This window comes from Kitasatospora sp. NPDC088783 (assembly GCF_044750705.1).
Classification (GTDB): domain Bacteria; phylum Actinomycetota; class Actinomycetes; order Streptomycetales; family Streptomycetaceae; genus Kitasatospora; species Kitasatospora fiedleri.
In genome coordinates this window covers 417,357-433,552 of record NZ_JBIVKJ010000007.1, presented here as the reverse complement: position 1 = coordinate 433,552, position 16,196 = coordinate 417,357, and the positions used below count along the sequence as shown (strand labels likewise).

The following is a 16,196-nucleotide window of genomic DNA, read 5'->3' as shown; positions in this document are numbered from 1 at the left end:
GGAGGCCCCCGTAGGGCCGCGCGGGTGACTGCGCCCGCGGGGCGGCGACCGCTCGTGCGATGTCGTCGATCTCGTCGCGGTGGGCCCGGTTCCCGCGTCGGCCCGCCTGTGGTTCGCCGCGCTCGGACCCCCGCCGGCACGGCGCTCGGGCTCATCACCCGTGTCGCTCACACTCAGCGACCAGTGGTCGGTAGTAGCCGGAGTCGGTGGCCACCGCCGGCGGGACGAGCACGATCGGCGCGCTGGTGCCGCCCCGCTCAACGTCCGCCGTGGGGCGCCGTCTGCGCGGTGACCACAGTGAAGGAGATGCCGGCGTCGCCGAGTCGGCGCAGCAGGTTCTCTCCCATCGCGGTGGCGGTGGTGACCTGGCCGGCGGTGGGTGGGTTGTCGTCGAAGGCCAGGCACAGCGCCGACTCGGCCAGCATCTTGGCCGTCTCGGTGTAGCCGGGGTCCGCGCCGCTGACCCGGGTGTGCACGGTCCGACCGCCGCCCTCGCCGATGACGTCGACGGTGAACCAGGTACGGTCGCGTCGCTCCGCCGACGGCCCTTCTCCCCGGGGGATGCGTCGGCCGATGGCGCGGCGCAGGGGAGGGACCTGCACGGCTGCCAGGGTCGCGACGAAGCCGACCAGCGCGCCGGCGACGGTGGCGACGCGTCGGACTCCGGCGTAGTGGGTGTAGGTGAAGTCGGGCCCGTAGTCCGGGCGGGCGAGTGCGGAGCGCCGTACGACGTCGGGGTCGATCGTGGGCAACGGGATCAGCCAGGCTCCGAGCGTACGGTCGCGGCGGGGGCGGCCGATGCGGGTGCGGACCTGTCGTCCGCGCGGTCGCGGTTCGAGACGGCGGCGTCCGGCCGCGGCCTGCAGCATGGCGCGCGGGCGCGCCAGCTGGCCGAGAGCGGAGTGCAGCGTGCCGCCGGAGATGGTGGCGTTGGTGCGGACCACTCCCCGAAGGGTCACCGGTACCCCGGCCGGCAGCTGCTGGACGGCGAGGAGCGCGCCGAGGTCGTGCGGGATCGAGTCGAAGCCGCAGGCGTGAACGAGGCGCGCACCGGTCCGCTCGGCCGTCGCGTGGTGCTCGACGTACATCCGGTCGACGAACTCGGGCTCGCCGGAGAGGTCGACGTAGTCCGTGCCGGCCGCGGCGCAGGCCGCGACCAGCGGTTCGCCGTGCTCCAGGTAGGGGCCGACCGTGGTGATCACGACCCGTGCGGACTCGGCGACACGGGCCAGGGACCGCGGGTCGGAGGAGTCGGCGTGCAGCAGTGCGGTGTCCTGCAGTTGCCGGTTGATCCGGACGAGACGGTCGCGAGCGGCCTCCAGCCCGGCCTGGTGGCGTCCGGCCAGGGCGAGTCCGGCTCCGGGAGGGAGGTGGGCTGCGAGGTACTCGGCGGTCAGAGCACCGGTGAAGCCGGTGGCGCCGAGGAGCACGACATCGAAGCGGCGCGGATCCGTGCGTGGGGACATCGAGGCTCGGTTCCTTCGGACGTACGATATGTTTACGGTGCTAACACAGCATAGGAGGACTAAGTAAGCGATGTCAACATCCGAGAAGAGCAGCTACCACCACGGCGATCTGCGAGCGGCGCTGCTGTCGACCGCAATGGAGATGCTGGAGAACGGCGAACCCTTCTCGCTGCGCGCCGTCGCACGCCAGGCCGGCGTGTCGCCGACCGCGCCGTACCGGCACTTCAAGGACCGCGACGCCCTGGAGTCCGCGCTGGCCGTCGAGGGCTTCCGCGACCTGCTGACCGACTTGGGCGGCGGGCGCGGCCTGCCCGCCTCGCCCTCGGACCTGGCCGAGTTCGCCGTCGCCTACGTCGCCTTCGCGCTGCGGCGCCCGGCCCTGTTCGGCGTGATGTTCGGCAAGCCCTGCGACAGCGCCGACGACGAGCGGATCAAGGCCGCCGACGCCCTGCACGAACTGCTGGCCGACGCACTGGATCGCGTCTTCCCCGGTGCGGACGCCTCGGCACTGGCGTCGGCGGGCTGGGGGCTCGCCCACGGGCTGGCCTGCCTGCACCTCGACGGCAAGCTGCACGCCGCATCGGAGGAGGAGGTCGCCGACCGGGTGCGCAGCGCCTTCCTCGCCATCACGTCGGTCGGCTCCTGACGCGCGCCACCCAGCCCTCGCGCGCCTCGCACCCTCTGTTGTTGACGGTGCTCACATCCCGTGCGACCCTCGATGTTAGTGATGCTCACATTGGAGGAGAGGGCCCATGTCATCAATCGGCGAACCGACCGGCCGGACCGTGGAGGTCGACCTCGGAGGGCGTCTCGTCCCCGTCCCCGAAGGCGGCCTCTACGACCGGTTCCGCATGGACACCGACCTCGACGAGGTCGTGCGGGACCCGCGGGTCAGCAGCGTCGACTTCTTCCGCCGGATGCCGAAGAGCCGCGTGGACTCCCGCATCGGGCCCACCCTGACGCCGAACTTCTACTACCGCATCTCCACGGCCCGGCTCACGATGCTCGCGCCGACCAGGGCGGTCCGGGCCCGCCTGCCCCGAGAGCTGGACCCGCTCGAGATCGCCCCGGGGCTCGGGGTCGTCTCCGTGATGGCCTTCCGCTACGACGTGTGCGACATCGACTTCTACACCGAGGCCGCGGTCGGCATCGCCGTGAAGCCGGCACGGCACGGTGGACTGGGCCTGCTCGACCTGGCCACCGGGCTCAAGAACGACTCCCTGCACTCCTACGTCCTCTCGCTGCCGGTCAGCACGGAGATCGCACAGGTGCGCGGCCACGACGGCTACGGGTTCCCCAAGTGGGTCACCGAGCTCGACGTCGGCATCGACACCGAGCGCACGTCCGCCAGGATCGCCAACGACCGGGGAGGGCTCGACCTCGCCCTGGCGGCGCCCACCCCGAAGCAGACCGCCCGGCCCACCGGGGCGCACGTCTCGACCCTGACCTCCTACACCACCATCGAAGGCGCCTGGCACTCCACGACCAGTCAGATCAACGTGCTCTCCTCGGGAACCACGCGGTTCCCCCGCGGCCTGGACCTACAGCTCGGCCAGGGCCGGATGAGCGACGACCTGCGTTCGCTGAAGCCGATCCGCACGATCCGGCTCGACGTCACCACCGAGGGCCAGCTGGCACTGCACATGCCCGTGCCCACCTCCGTCCGGGACCGGAGCTGAGGACGAGATGACCACCACGGACACCGGCCACCTCCGAGCCGCCCTCCCGACCTCGCTGACGCCGGCCCGCCTCGCCCGCCTGGCCGCCCTGGTGGCCGCCGGTGCCGACGCCCGGCGGGTCACCACGACCTCGCCGTACACCGGCGCGCCGCTCGCGGACCTGCCGGTCTCCACCCCCGACGACGTCGAGGACGCCTTCGCCCGGGCACGCGCCGCCCAGGCCGGCTGGGCGGCCACCCCGGTCGCCGACCGCAAGCGCATCATGCTGCGCTTCCACGACCTCGTCCTCCAGCGGCAGGAGGAAGCCCTCGACCTGATGCAGGCCGAGAGCGGCAAGACCCGCCGCGACGCCTTCCTCGAGGTCGGCGACATCGCCGTCACCGCCCGCTACTACGCGCGCAGCGCACAGCGGCTGCTCTCGCCCAAACGCCGCAAGGGCGCGATCTCGGTGCTGACCCACACCACCGAACTGCACCACCCCAAGGGCGTCGTCACCGTCGTCTCCCCCTGGAACTACCCGCTCAGCATGGCCGCCGGTGACGCCATCCCGGCCCTGATGGCCGGCAACGCCGTCGTGCAGAAGCCCGACACCCAGACCGCACTGACCGCGCTGTGGGCGCTGTCCCTGATGCGCGAGGCCGGCCTGCCGGCCGACGTCTGGCAGATGGCGGTCGGCCGCGGCAGCTCCATCGGAGACGCGCTCATGGCCGGCGGGGACTACGTGATGTTCACCGGCTCCACCGCCAGCGGACGCCGGATCGCGCGCGAGGCGGGCGAGCGGCTGATCGGCGCGTCCCTGGAACTCGGCGGCAAGAACGCCATGGTCGTCCTCGCCGACGCCGACGTCGACAAGGCCGCCGCCGGCGCCGTCGCCGCCTGCTTCCCCTCCGCCGGCCAGTTGTGCGTGTCCATCGAACGGCTCTACGTCGCCGACGAGATCCACGACGCGTTCGTCACCGCGTTCGTCGCGCGCACCCGGGCCATGCGCGTGGGCGCGGCCTACGACTTCTCGGTGGACATGGGCTCCCTGACCACTCCCTCCCAGCTCGACACCGTCAGCTCGCACGTCGACGACGCGGTGGCGAAGGGCGCCACCGTACTGGCCGGAGGCAGCGCCCGGCCCGACCTCGGCCCCCTGTTCTACGAGCCGACGATCCTGACCGGTGTGACCCCGCAGATGACGCTGTTCGACCACGAGACGTTCGGCCCCGTGGTCTCGCTCTACCGCTACCGGTCGGTCGAAGAGGTAGTGGCGATGGCCAACGCCACGCCGTACGGCCTCAACGCGAGCGTCTGGGGCCGCAACGGCGCCCGGGCCCGCAAGGTCGCGGCACGCCTGCGCGCCGGCACCGTCAATGTCAACGAGGCGTTCGCCGCGGCCTGGGGCAGCATCGACGCCCCCATGGGCGGCATGGGCGACTCCGGCCTCGGCCGCCGTCACGGCGCCGACGGGCTCCTCAAGTACACCGAGGCCCAGACCGTCGCCCACCAGCGCCTCCAGGGCTTCGCCCCGCCCCGCGGAGTCGGGCCCGAGCGGTGGGCGCGGATCCTGACCCGGGCGTTCAAGACGCTGCGCGCCCTGGGCGCCCGCTGACCCCTCCCCGGGACGGTGCGCCGCCTCGCTGTCCCGGCCCGCACGAAGGAAGATCAGTCATGACCAAGCGCGTCCTCCACGTCGTCACCAACGTCGGCCACTACGACGACCCGTCCCACGCCACGGGCCTGTGGCTCTCCGAACTCACGCACGCCTGGCACGTCTTCGAGGAACACGGCTACGAGCAGGCGCTCGTCAGCCCGGCCGGCGGCGCGGTGCCCCTCGAACCCCGTGCGCTGAAGTTCCCGAACTACGACAAGACCGCCAAAGCCTGGCGCGCCGACCCCGGGAGGATGGCGCTGCTCCGGAACACGGCGAGCCCGGACCGGATCGACTCCTCCGAGTACGACGCGATCTACTTCACCGGCGGACACGCGGTGATGTACGACTTCCCCGACAGCGAGGGCCTGCAGCGCATCACCCGCGAGATCCACGAGCGCGGCGGCATCGTCTCCTCGGTCTGCCACGGCTACTGCGGCCTGCTCAACACCCGGCTCTCCGACGGCTCCTACCTCATCGCCGGCCGCAAGATGACGGGATTCGCCTGGACCGAGGAGGTCCTCGCCCGTGTCGACAAACTGGTCCCCTACAACGCCGAGGAGAGGGCCAAGCAGCGCGGCGCGCTCTACGAGAAGGGAGCACTGCCGTTCGCCCCCTACGTCGTCACCGACGGCAACCTCCTCACCGGCCAGAACCCGGGCTCGGCCAAGGCCACGGCGAAGAAGGTCGTCCAGGCCGTCGAGGGCGACGCGTCCGAGGAGCGCGGCTGAGTCGAGACGCGGTCCCTCCGGGACAGGAGGCCGCCGGGTGGATGTCGCCGGAGGACGCGCTCCGTGCCAGCGACCGGGCAGTGGACGTCGGCAAGGGCGACGAGCACCCGCTCCGGCTCCTCGCCGAGATGCCGCATCCCGCGGTCCGCACCGAGGCCGAAGAGGTCGAGCAGTCCCAGGCACTCATCAACGAAGCGCTGGTCCACGACGGTCGCCGGGGACCAGACCCTACGGCTCCGCATGGATCGCGTCCAGCGGACCGTCGCGCCAGGCGTCGGCCACCAGTCCGACCGCGGCGGCGTCGACAAGGACTTCGCTGTGCTCGTGGTCGAGCCCGAAGTAGGTCGGCACCTCCCCGTACCCGTCCACCAGTTCGCCCGGGTCGCCGTCGAAGCCGGTGAGCGGCTCCTCCTCGACCGGCAATCTGCGCCGCGGCGGCGGAAGGTCGTCGGGGCGCTCCGGCTCGATCCCGCGGCGGGCCAGGTCCTCGAAGACGGCGTCCGGTCCGCAGTCGATGTGCTCGCTGTCGTGACGGCCGGAGCAGGGCTCCGGGCACTCCATTTCCGCGCAGGACTCCGGTTCCGGCAGTGCGGCTTCGTTGATCAGGTGGTAGACGAGACGCCGTGCCACGGCCTCACGAGCGGCGATCATCTCCAACGAGAGCCGGAAGCCTGCCTCCCGGAACTCCTCGTCCGCCGGCTCGAAAGGCGGACGAGGGGCGTCCTCGGCGGTCCAGGTAGACGCCGACTCCAGCGACACCAGCAGCCACGCCACCTCGAGCGGTTCGACGTCGTCGTCCTCGGCGAGACCCGTCACGGCTTCCGCAGCCCGCCGCACGTGTTCGAGGGGAGCCAAGTGGCGGAGACGGGCCGCGGTCCACGCCGCCGACTGCACGTGCGCCAGGTCAGCCTCCTGGACCAGCGCGCTGTCGCGGAGCCGTCGGGCCCGTTTCACCAGCCGGGTCAGGCGGTCCCGGCATCCGAGCAGGCCCGTGGTCGGAGTCGGCCCGAGCGGGACGGCCGCCCGACCGTCGAACGGCTGGTCGCACAAACAGCAGTCCGGTGCAGCGACTTGACGCGAAGTGGGTGCCATCGGCAGGACGGAGCGGATCGCGGCCCGGGCATGGGCGGGAATGTGCACGGGTGTGGCTCCGCCGGGGGGCGGAACGCGGCCGCAGTCCGGCGCGTACGCCTATCCTCGACACCGCCGCCAACGATCTGTCACCGTCCTGACAGCCAGCCCCGGAAAAGTCTGACGAAACCTGGCAACCGCCAAAGCAGGAGCGTGCAGCCGTCTGGCATCCGACCCAGGAAGGCGGCCTGTCAAGCGTGGCAGCCGCTCTGTCCCACCAACCAACCGCCACACGGCAGGAGTTGGCTCGGGCCTTGCAGGAACTGCAGCGCGCGGCCGGGCAACTGAGTTCACGCAGGATAGCGTCCTGATCGCGGACCGGCCCGACCTCCCCGGCTGCCCCAGTCACGAAGGCGTCCGCACCGCCCTCAACGGTCTCCACGTACCGAGGTGGGACACCGTTCGGGCGATCGTCGCGGTGCTGGCCGACCAGTGCGACCCACCCAGGGGTCCACAGGGCGAGGTCCGACGGTTCCAGCGCCTGTGGCGGGCGGTGCACACCGGCGAAGCGGGCACCATGAGGTCCGCCCGGGAGCTGACGCTGCACGGCTGGGGCGGCGAGAACGGCGAGTGGACGCCGGAATCGGTCGCCGGAGTGCTGCTGAATCCGTTCAACGCCGTCGAGATCCACCCGTCCCTCGCCGTCCCGCACGAGCCCGCACTGACAGAGGACGACTGGGTCAGCTCCGGGGTCCGGCTCATCGAGGAACACGGCGCGCAGTTCGCGCTGCGTGCGCTGCTGCGCATCCTCAAGGGCGACTGCATGGGGGCCGAGAGCGGCTCACCCCACGGATACCGGGACCTGGACTACGAAGCGCTGGAGATGCACCTCGGCTTCCGCTACGGCTGCCAGGAGATCGTCCGGCGCCTGCGCGCGGAGCCGAATCTGCTCCCGGCCTCGATCCGGGCCGTGCACGCCGACGACACGATGGACCGCGAGGACCGCATCGAGATGCTGCGCGCCGAGGCCGACCACAGCCTGGTGCGCGAGGTGATGACCCTGACTCCGGACACCTGGGACGAGATCTCCGAGGAGGCCCGGCACCAGGTCTTCGGCTACCTCGTGAAGAGCATGATCCCGGTCGGCCGGCCCGGCCAGCCCCCGTCGGGGCGCTTTCTGATCACCTGGCGCATCCCGGAGGCCCGCAGCCAGTAGACGCTGCGCGCCCGGCCCCGCCGGACGGGGAGGCCACGGGCCTCCGGGAGGCGGGTCGACAGGTCAGGCGGTGGCCGCGATGCGGTGGCGCGAGGCCGGCATCACATCGTCACGATCAGTAGCACCGCGTAGCGCCATGCGATGGACCGCCTGCCCGACTTCGTGGTCTCTGCTCGGCACTTCCCACCGCATCTCCTGACGGGAGAGTGTTCACCCGCGTGATTGGAGTTGCGCGGTGATGATTGAAGATGGTTGGTACTGGCCAGTTTCATTGACATTCGAGCATCGTGCTGCTGCCATTGCCGCACTACCCGCGTGGGCCGGCCCCGGCGATCGGCTCCATCCGCCTCTCGGGATGGGCCGGTTCGTGACGGCGAGAGGCCCCGGGGGCGTTCCGTTCGTCCGTTGAAGGAGTACCGGCATGAAACGCTTTCTCCGGTTCCGGCCCGTCGCCGTGTGTGCGATCGTGCTGGCGGGCTTGGTGTTGGCCCCGCAGGCGGCGCGGGCCTCGACTGGGGCGACCAGTGCTTCGGGGAGCGCGCTGGCGGTCACTCCTCCGATGGGCTACAACAACTGGGCCCGGTTCGGGTGTTCGGCCGACAACCCGAACAGCGGTGACGTCGGGCCGTCCGAGGCGCTGATCCTGGGTCAGGCGGCGTCCCTGGTCAGTTCGGGGCTGGCCGCCAAGGGGTACCGGACCGTCACCATCGACGACTGCTGGATGACGCACTCCCGCGACGCGAGCGGCAACCTGGTGGCGGACCCTGCCAGGTTTCCGAACGGGATGGCGTACATCGGTCGTCAACTACACAGCCAGGGGCTGGAGTTCGGTATCTACGAGGACATCGGCAACTCGACCTGCGGCGGCTACCCCGGCGACTACGGCCACTTCCAGCAGGACGCCGACCTGTTCGCGTCCTGGGGGGTGGACTACGTCAAGCTGGACGGCTGCAACATGCCCTCGGCCGACAACAACCTCGCCGGGTACACCAAGGACTACGCCGCCTTCGCCGCCGCGCTGAAGAAGAACGCCGGCCACCGCGACCTGGTCTTCTCGAACTCGGCGCCCGCCTACTTCTCCATCGGCCCGACCGACCTGGGCAGTTGGTACTCGATCGTCGACGCCTCCGCCAGCAGCAGCCAGCTCTGGCGCAGCGGCTACGACGTGAAGATGGCGCACGCCGGCGGAAGCGCCTGGACCAAGCCGGGCAACCAGGCGGGCGTGCTGACCCAGTACGGCTACAACACCGAACTGGCCCGCTACTCCGGCCCCGGGAACTGGAACGACCCGGACTTCCTGATCCCCGACCAGCTGACCGACGCCGAGACCCGCAGCCAGATCGCGCTGTACTCGGTGACGTCGTCGCCGCTGATCCTGAGCACCGACGTCCCCCACCTGTCGGCGGCGGCGCTGGCCGCCCTGAGCAACTCCGAGGTGATCGGCGTCGACCAGGACGCCCTGGGCGCCGGCGCCGTGCGGATGGGCGACGGGCCGGCCAACTCCGGCAGCGGCGTCGAGCTCGTGGCCAAGCCGCTGTCCGACGGCAGCCTGGCCGCCGTCGTGCTGAACAAGGGCTCCGCCGTCCAGGCCGGCTACATCCTGAGCCTGTCAGCGCTCGGCCTCGACACGGCCGGGAGCGGCTGCGGCTACACCGTCAAGGACCTCTGGGGCAACCAGGGTTGGGCCGGGAACACCTCCGCCGCCTCGGCCGGGTCGGTGGCGCTGGCGAACATCGGCAGCCACGACAACGCCATGCTGAGGATCACCCCGAACGCCGGTTGCGCCGGGTACACCCCCACCGGCCAGATATCCGCCAGCCCGCGCGGCATCAACAGCGCCCCGCTGTGTCTGGAGCGGTACGGGTCCGCCACCGCGGTGGACATCGCCACCTGCACCGGGGCGACCAAGCAGCAGTGGCGGCTGAGGGCCGACGGCACCGTCCGTCTGGTCGAGCCCGGAGCGGGCGGAACCGCCCAGTGCCTGACCGCGCCGTCCGGCACCACGACCAGTGCCGTCAACGGCCAGTCCGGACGGTGGCTGCGGGTCGACGCCTGCGGCGCCGCCGCGGACGCCGGCTACCAGAACTGGTCCTACGGGCGTGACGGCAACCTGGTCCTGGCCGGGTCCACCGCCGGCGCGGGCCTGTGCGCGGACGTCTACGGCGCGACCACCGGCACCTCCGGCACCCCGGTCGACCTCACCGCCTGCGCGGCGGCCCCGGACGCCCTGAAGGCGGCCCAGGTCTGGGCGGCACCGGTCGGCGCCTCCACCTACCAGGCCGACCGCGCCGGCACCCTCGGCGGCCAGGCGCAGGTCTCCGCCTGCGGCACCTGCCCCGACGGCAGGCTGGTCGGCTTCATCGGCGGCACCACCAACACCGGCACCCTGACCTTCGCCGACGTCGAGGTCGCCACCGCCGGCACCTACCAGTTGCAGATCGACTACATCAACGGCGACAGCGGGGCCCGCACCGGGAACATCAGCGTCAACGGCGGCACCCCGACCCCCGTCGGCTTCCCCAGCAACGGCAGCTGGACCACGGTCCAGTCGAAGCTGGTCACCGTCGGCCTGAAGGCCGGCGCCAACACCATCCGGTTCGGCAACCCCGACGGCTGGGCCGCCTCCATCGCCACCCTCAGCGTCCCCACCGTCCCCACCGGCCGGCTGTACTTCGCCGACACCGACGGCACCCTCGGCGGCCAGGCGCAGGTCACCGCCTGCCCGACCTGCCTCGACGGCAGGCTGGTCGGCTTCATCGGCGGCACCACCAACACCGGCACCCTGACCTTCACCGTCCCCGCCGAGACCACGGGCACCTACCAGCTGCGGATCGACTACATCAACGGCGACGCCGGCGCCCGCACCGGGAACATCAGCGTCAACGGCGGCGCCCCGACCGCCGTCGACTTCCCCAGCAACGGCAGTTGGACCGTCCCGCAGGCCAAGACCGTCGCCGTCACCCTCCGGGCCGGAGACAACACCATCCGGTTCGGCAACCCCGACGGGTGGGCCGCCTCCGTCTCCACCGTCACCCTCTGACCGCCGGGCCACCCGGAGAGAGCGGCACCGGGCCGCCGGATGCGCCTCCCCCGGTGGGCGATCCGGCGGCCCGGTGGTCCGTCGGCGGCAAGGGTTCGAAGACAGGCCCTAGCGGCCGAGGTTGAAGGTGAGGGCGGGGTTCGCGTTCCGGGCCAGGGTGTGGGCGAAGTCCGGCCACCAGGCGCCGGCGGCGGGGTCCTCGCTGCCGTACTCGGGGTCGGCGGGGCCCGGCGTGCCGCGGTGGCAGGTGCCGTCCGACTCGCCGATGGTCTTGACGTAGAGGTAGGCGTCGGCGAGGGGCCGGCCGGTGTCGGCGGTGGGGCGGACGCCGATGCCGCGGCCGGGGGCGTTGCACCAGGGCTCGGCGTCGGTGTACTTGCCCGCCGGGGGGATCCAGGCGCCCTGACCGTTGCGGCTGCTGTCCAGGACGTAGTGGGTGAGGTCCTTGACGGGGGGCTTCCCGACGGTCTGGTCGAACCAGGCGTCGACCCACTTCCAGGTGGAGGGGTCGGAGAAGTCCACGGCATTGCCGGGCTGTCCGTCGTTGGGGGCGGCGGGCGAGTAGTACTGGCTGGCGCAGGTGTCGGTCCGGCCGCGGGCCTCGGCCGGGCCCTCGGTGGCGTACCAGACGCAGGTGGAGACCCAGGTGGCGTACCGGTTGAGCTGGTCGGTGGGCTGGTAGTTGGAGACGTTCAGCGAGAAGCCCTGGGTCTTGGACAGGTTCGCCTTGATCAGCCGTCCGGCCAGCTCGCCGACCGGCTGCCAGTTGCTGCTGCCGCCGTCGAGGTAGACGGAGGTCTTCGGCTGGGCCTCCATGATGTCCGCCGCCGCACGGATGTCGGCGTAGCGCTGCTCGGTGCGGGTGCCGTCCGGGTCGCCCTCGGGGCAGTCCTCGGGCAGCAGGGCCAGGCCGTCGGGTTCGACGATGACGGCGGCGCGGCCGGTGCCGATGCCGTCGGCGACGCCCTGGACCCAGGCCCGGTACGCCGCCGGGTCGGCCGCGCCGCCGGCCGAGTAGAAGCTGCAGTCGCGGCCGGTGACGTTGTAGAGGACGAAGACCGGGACGGTGCCGGTGGCCTTGGCCGCCAGCATGGTCTTCCGGACGACCTTCCCGATCTCGGCGGGGGTGCCGTAGTCGAGCCAGATCGCCTGCGGCCAGCTGGCCAACTGGGCCATCCGCAGGGCGTCCTGGACCTTGCCCGCCTTGAGGTCGGCGACCGCCTGCCGGGCCGCCCCGGCCTCGGGGTCGACGTAGAAGCGGGTGTTCCCGGGCAGGGTGTGGTCGACCGCCGGAGTGCCGGACGCGGCAGCGGCCACTCCGCCGCCCAGGCCGCCGGAGGCGAGCGCCGCGCAGGCCACGGGGACGAGCAACCGTCGCACTCTGCTCATGGGGAAGGTCTCCTTCGTACGGGGTGGGGCAGGGGTGGGTGGGGGTGTGCCCGGCGGCGGGGTGTGCCCGGTGCCGGGGTCCGGCGGATCGGCGGCACGCGGGGCCGGGCGGCGCGCCGTCGAGGGCGCGGGCCGGTGGTGCGGGCGGCGGTGCGTACGTGCGCGCGGGCAGGCGGGCAGGCGGGCAGGCGGGCAGGCGGGCAGGCGGGAAGCACGAGGCGGGGCGGTCGGCAGTGCGTCGGAAGGCTCGCCAGGTGGAAGCGCTTCCAGTTTTGTCGCCGACCCGGGCCGCCGTGGGCACTCATGGTGGGGGGTGCGCGACGGACGTGTCAAGAGCCTTCCGAGCAGCCGGGCGGCGGGGGCGCCACCGCGGGCGGACGGTCGGCGGCGCTCCGGGCGACGGCGGTCAGGTGCGGTCCGGAGTGGCCGTCGAGGGGAGCCGCGGGGTGGTGTGGGTCTTCTTTTCGCAGCTCAGACAGGTGGGTGGGGTGGGTTGAGGCGGGCCCGAAGCGGCCGGGTGCCGCACGTCGAGGCGTCGGAGCGGCCCGGCGGAGGACGGTGGCGGGTGGCGGCCGGGACGGTCGGTGCGTCCGGGGTGGGGCGGGTGGCGGGTCGGCGGCCGGAAGCGCTACCGGAAAAACCGGGCATGCGCGGGTGTCGGCTCCGGTGGGTCACGATCCGGACGGCCGGGGGCGTGGGATCATCGCAGTGTCCGCCGCCACGTGAAGCCGAGGAGCAAGTGTTTCGATGGAGCCGTCGCCCAGGCGCATGCCGACCCTCGACGAAGTGGCGGAACGGGCCGGCGTCTCGCGTACCGCCGCCTCGCGCGTGATCAACAACGTGCCGCACGTCAGTCGGGCGAAGCGGGAGGCGGTGGAGCGGGCGGTCAAGGAGCTGGGCTACGTCCCCAACCCGACCGCGCGGGCCCTGGCCACCCGCAAGGTCGGCGCGGTCGTGCTGGCCGCCTCCAGCGACGAGGCCGGGCTGTTCGCCGATCCCTTCTTCGCCGAGGTCGTGGTGGGGGTGAGCGCGGCGCTGGAACAGTCCGACCTGGAGCTGATCCTGCTGCTGGCCAACACCCCGCGCGGCCGGGAACGCCTGCGGCAGACGGTCCGCTCGCGGCGGGCGGACGGCATCATGCTGATGCCGCTGGACGGCGACGACCCGCTGGGCGGGCTGGGCGAACAACCCGGAGTCCCGGTGGTCTTCGGCGGCCTGCCGCTGACCGGCGAGCCGCGCTGGTACGTGGACGCCGACAACCGCGGCGGCGCCCGGCTGGCGGCCGAGCACTTCGCCCGGACCGGTCGGCGGCGTCCGGTGATGATCACCGGCCAGGCGGACCAGCGGGTCTCGTCGGCCCGCCGACAGGGCTTCACCGAGGGCCTGTTGCTGGCCGGCGTCCCCCTGCTGGACGCGGTCTCCGGCGACTTCCAGGAGGAGGGCGGCGTCCGGGCGATGGCCCGACTCCTGGACGCGCACCCGGAGTTGGACGCGGTCTTCGCCGCCTCGGACGGCATGGCGATCGGGGCGCTCCGGGAACTGCGCCGCCGCGGACGCCGGGTGCCCGAGGACGTGGCGGTGATCGGGTTCGACGACCTGGCCAGCGCCCGGCTGACCAACCCGCCGCTGACCACGGTGCACCAGCCGGTGCGGGCCCTGGGCCACGAGATGGCCCGGATGCTGGTCGGCGCGATCGACGGCCAGGACCCGAGCCCGCTGATCCTGCCCACCCGGCTGACCGTCCGCGAATCCGCCCCGTCACCCGCCCTCCCGGCCCCGACCGCCGCCCCGGCCGCGACCCGCGGGACCCACTGAGGAGCGGGGGCGGCACCTGCGGAGACGGCCGGGAAGGAACCCGCCGCCCGCACCGGCGGCGGGCCGGTCGGGCGCGGCAGGCGCACGGGCAGGACTCCGACAGACGGCGGCAGGAGGCGGACGGCGGACGGCGGACGGCGCTGACGTTCGGCGGCGCGATCGACGGCCGGCCGGGGCTCGAACCCGCTGAGAGCCGGTCGACACCCGCAGGGGCGATCAGGGAAGGCCCACCGCCCCTGCGCCGCCGGGCAGTTCGGGGACGGCTCGGACGTCGGGGCAGGGCTCGGCGGACGGCGCCGACCTGCGGCGACAGCCCGGGCCCGAACCCGCCGGGCCGGGCCGGGGGGAGCCCGTCGACCGCTCCGACGGCGGCCGGCCGTTCGAGGGCGGAGCGGGTGCCGGGGCGGATGGCGTTGCGGGGCGGCGTGGCGCGCGACGACTGGAAGCGCTTCCAAATTTTTTCCGGTTCACCCGGGCAACGCCCTTGACACCCCGACCTCACACAGCCGAAACTTCCGGCACAGCCGTGGAAGCGCTTCCAGTATCAGGCTTCCGGCTGAAGGACCATGGAAATCCCCTCCGCATCAGCAGTCGTCCGGCCCGGCCGGCGACGCAGCGCAGCCTTGCGTCACGCCCACGAATGGGAGCGCTCCCACATGTCTTCTGTCCAGGCCCGACCGGCCCCCTCCGCGGTCTCCGCCGTCTCCGCGGACTCCACGGACTCCGTGAACCTCCCGGAGGACGCGGAGGACGTCCGCCGCTTCCCCGCCGGCTTCCTGTGGGGCAGCGCCACCTCCGCGTACCAGATCGAGGGCGCGGCGAACGAGGACGGGCGCGGCGCGTCGATCTGGGACACCTTCTGCCGCACGCCCGGCCGGGTGCACCGGGGCGACACCGGTGACGTGGCCGCCGACCACTACCACCGCTGGCGCGAGGACGTCGCGCTGATGAAGGAGCTGGGCCTCAACGCGTACCGGTTCTCGGTGTCCTGGCCGCGGGTGCAGCCGACCGGGCGGGGCCCGGCGGTGGAGCGCGGGCTGGACTTCTACCGGCGGCTGGTGGACGGGCTGCTGGAGGCCGGGATCACGCCGGTCGCCACGCTCTACCACTGGGACCTGCCGCAGGAGTTGGAGGACACGGGCGGCTGGCCGCGGCGCGCCACCGCCGAGCGTTTCGCGGAGTACGCCCGGCTGGTGGGCGAGGCGCTGGGCGACCGGGTGCGGCACTGGACCACCCTGAACGAGCCCTGGTGCTCGGCCTTCCTGGGCTACGGCTCCGGGGTGCACGCCCCCGGCCGCACCGACGCCGGTGACGCGCTGCGCGCGGCGCACCACCTCAACCTGGCGCACGGCCTGGGCACGGCGGCGCTGCGCTCCGTGCTGCCGCGCGGCGCCGAGCTGTCGGTGTCGCTCAACCTGCACCAGGTCCGGCCGCTCACCCCGAGCCCGGCGGACCTGGACGCCGCCCGGCGGATCGACGCGGTGGGCAACCGGGTCTTCCTCGGTCCGATGCTGCGCGGCGCCTACGACGAGGACCTGCTGGCGGACACCGCGCACCTGGTGGACTGGGACGGGCTGGTCCGGCCCGGCGACCTGGCCACCGCCGCCGCCCCGATCGACCAGCTGGGCCTGAACTACTACACCCCGGCGGTGGTCTCGGCGGGCGGCGGCGTCCGCAACGACGCGCACGGCCGCAGCGAGCACAGTCCGTGGTCGGGCGCCGAGGGGGTGGCGTTCCACCAGCCCCCCGGCGAGGTCAGCGCGATGAACTGGAGCATCGACCCGTCCGGTCTGCGCGACCTGCTGGACCGGGTGCACCGGGAGCGTCCGGGCCTGCCGATCGTGATCACCGAGAACGGGATGGCCTGCGAGGACTACGTCTCGCCCGAGGGCGTGGTCAACGACACCGAACGGATCGCCTACCTGCACCAGCACCTGGGCGCGGTGCACGAGGCGATCGAGGCCGGGGTGCCGGTGGCCGGGTACTTCGCCTGGTCGCTGATGGACAACTTCGAGTGGGCGTACGGCTACGCCAAGCGCTTCGGCCTGGTCTACGTGGACTTCGCCTCGCAGCGGCGCACGCCGAAGAACAGCGCGCTCTGGTACGGCCGGACCAGCCGCCGCGGCGGCCTGACCCGGCGGCCCTGAAGGAGCGCC

11 protein-coding genes are annotated in these 16,196 nt (G+C 72.8%); 8 read left to right on the top strand and 3 right to left on the bottom strand.

Annotated elements, in window-relative coordinates:
- Window positions 1-257: 257 nt before the first annotated feature.
- Window positions 258-1,466 (bottom strand): saccharopine dehydrogenase family protein, encoded by a 1,209-nt coding sequence (locus ACIP60_RS22125; RefSeq protein ID WP_400686975.1) that lies wholly within the window; start codon window positions 1,464-1,466, stop codon window positions 258-260.
- A 70-nt stretch (window positions 1,467-1,536) separates the two neighbouring features.
- Here ACIP60_RS22125 and ACIP60_RS22120 point away from each other — a divergent pair, with 70 nt between their 5' ends.
- The 4 genes from ACIP60_RS22120 (at window position 1,537) to ACIP60_RS22105 (ending at window position 5,509) form a co-directional block, all read left to right on the top strand.
- Window positions 1,537-2,112 carry a TetR/AcrR family transcriptional regulator gene (locus tag ACIP60_RS22120; RefSeq protein ID WP_400686973.1) on the top strand — a complete coding sequence of 192 codons (576 nt, stop codon included), beginning with the start codon at window positions 1,537-1,539 and terminating at the stop codon, window positions 2,110-2,112.
- Window positions 2,113-2,218: 106 nt separating this feature from the next.
- Window positions 2,219-3,145: an acetoacetate decarboxylase family protein gene (locus tag ACIP60_RS22115; RefSeq protein WP_400686971.1), complete on the top strand. Its 927-nt coding sequence runs from the start codon at window positions 2,219-2,221 to the stop codon at window positions 3,143-3,145.
- A gap of 7 nt (window positions 3,146-3,152) precedes the next feature.
- On the top strand, window positions 3,153-4,739 hold the full coding sequence (locus tag ACIP60_RS22110; RefSeq protein WP_400686969.1) for a succinic semialdehyde dehydrogenase: 1,587 nt from the start codon (window positions 3,153-3,155) through the stop codon (window positions 4,737-4,739).
- Window positions 4,740-4,798: 59 nt separating this feature from the next.
- Window positions 4,799-5,509 carry a type 1 glutamine amidotransferase domain-containing protein gene (locus tag ACIP60_RS22105; protein WP_400686967.1) on the top strand — a complete coding sequence of 237 codons (711 nt, stop codon included), beginning with the start codon at window positions 4,799-4,801 and terminating at the stop codon, window positions 5,507-5,509.
- A 228-nt stretch (window positions 5,510-5,737) separates the two neighbouring features.
- On the opposite strand, the gene ACIP60_RS22100 is transcribed toward ACIP60_RS22105, so the two are convergent.
- The gene (locus ACIP60_RS22100) at window positions 5,738-6,649 is read right to left on the bottom strand and encodes a hypothetical protein (protein ID WP_400686965.1); all 912 of its coding nucleotides are present in this window, start codon (window positions 6,647-6,649) and stop codon (window positions 5,738-5,740) included.
- Between the two features lie 508 nt (window positions 6,650-7,157).
- Here ACIP60_RS22100 and ACIP60_RS22095 point away from each other — a divergent pair.
- Complete coding sequence (locus ACIP60_RS22095; protein ID WP_400686963.1) at window positions 7,158-7,796, top strand: hypothetical protein; 639 nt, start codon at window positions 7,158-7,160, stop codon at window positions 7,794-7,796.
- Between the two features lie 421 nt (window positions 7,797-8,217).
- On the top strand, window positions 8,218-10,836 hold the full coding sequence (locus ACIP60_RS22090; protein ID WP_400686961.1) for a CBM35 domain-containing protein: 2,619 nt from the start codon (window positions 8,218-8,220) through the stop codon (window positions 10,834-10,836).
- 108 nt (window positions 10,837-10,944) lie between these two features.
- Here the strand turns inward: ACIP60_RS22090 and ACIP60_RS22085 are convergent, their stop codons facing one another.
- Window positions 10,945-12,225: a glycoside hydrolase family 6 protein gene (locus ACIP60_RS22085; protein WP_400686959.1), complete on the bottom strand. Its 1,281-nt coding sequence runs from the start codon at window positions 12,223-12,225 to the stop codon at window positions 10,945-10,947.
- Window positions 12,226-12,972: 747 nt separating this feature from the next.
- On the opposite strand from ACIP60_RS22085, the gene ACIP60_RS22080 reads away from it, so the two are divergent.
- Both ACIP60_RS22080 and ACIP60_RS22075 read left to right on the top strand, forming a co-directional pair.
- Window positions 12,973-14,040, top strand: a complete 1,068-nt coding sequence (locus ACIP60_RS22080; RefSeq protein ID WP_400686957.1) for a LacI family DNA-binding transcriptional regulator — start codon at window positions 12,973-12,975, stop codon at window positions 14,038-14,040.
- 656 nt (window positions 14,041-14,696) lie between these two features.
- Window positions 14,697-16,187, top strand: a complete 1,491-nt coding sequence (locus tag ACIP60_RS22075) for a GH1 family beta-glucosidase (protein WP_400686955.1) — start codon at window positions 14,697-14,699, stop codon at window positions 16,185-16,187.
- Window positions 16,188-16,196 lie beyond the last annotated feature (9 nt).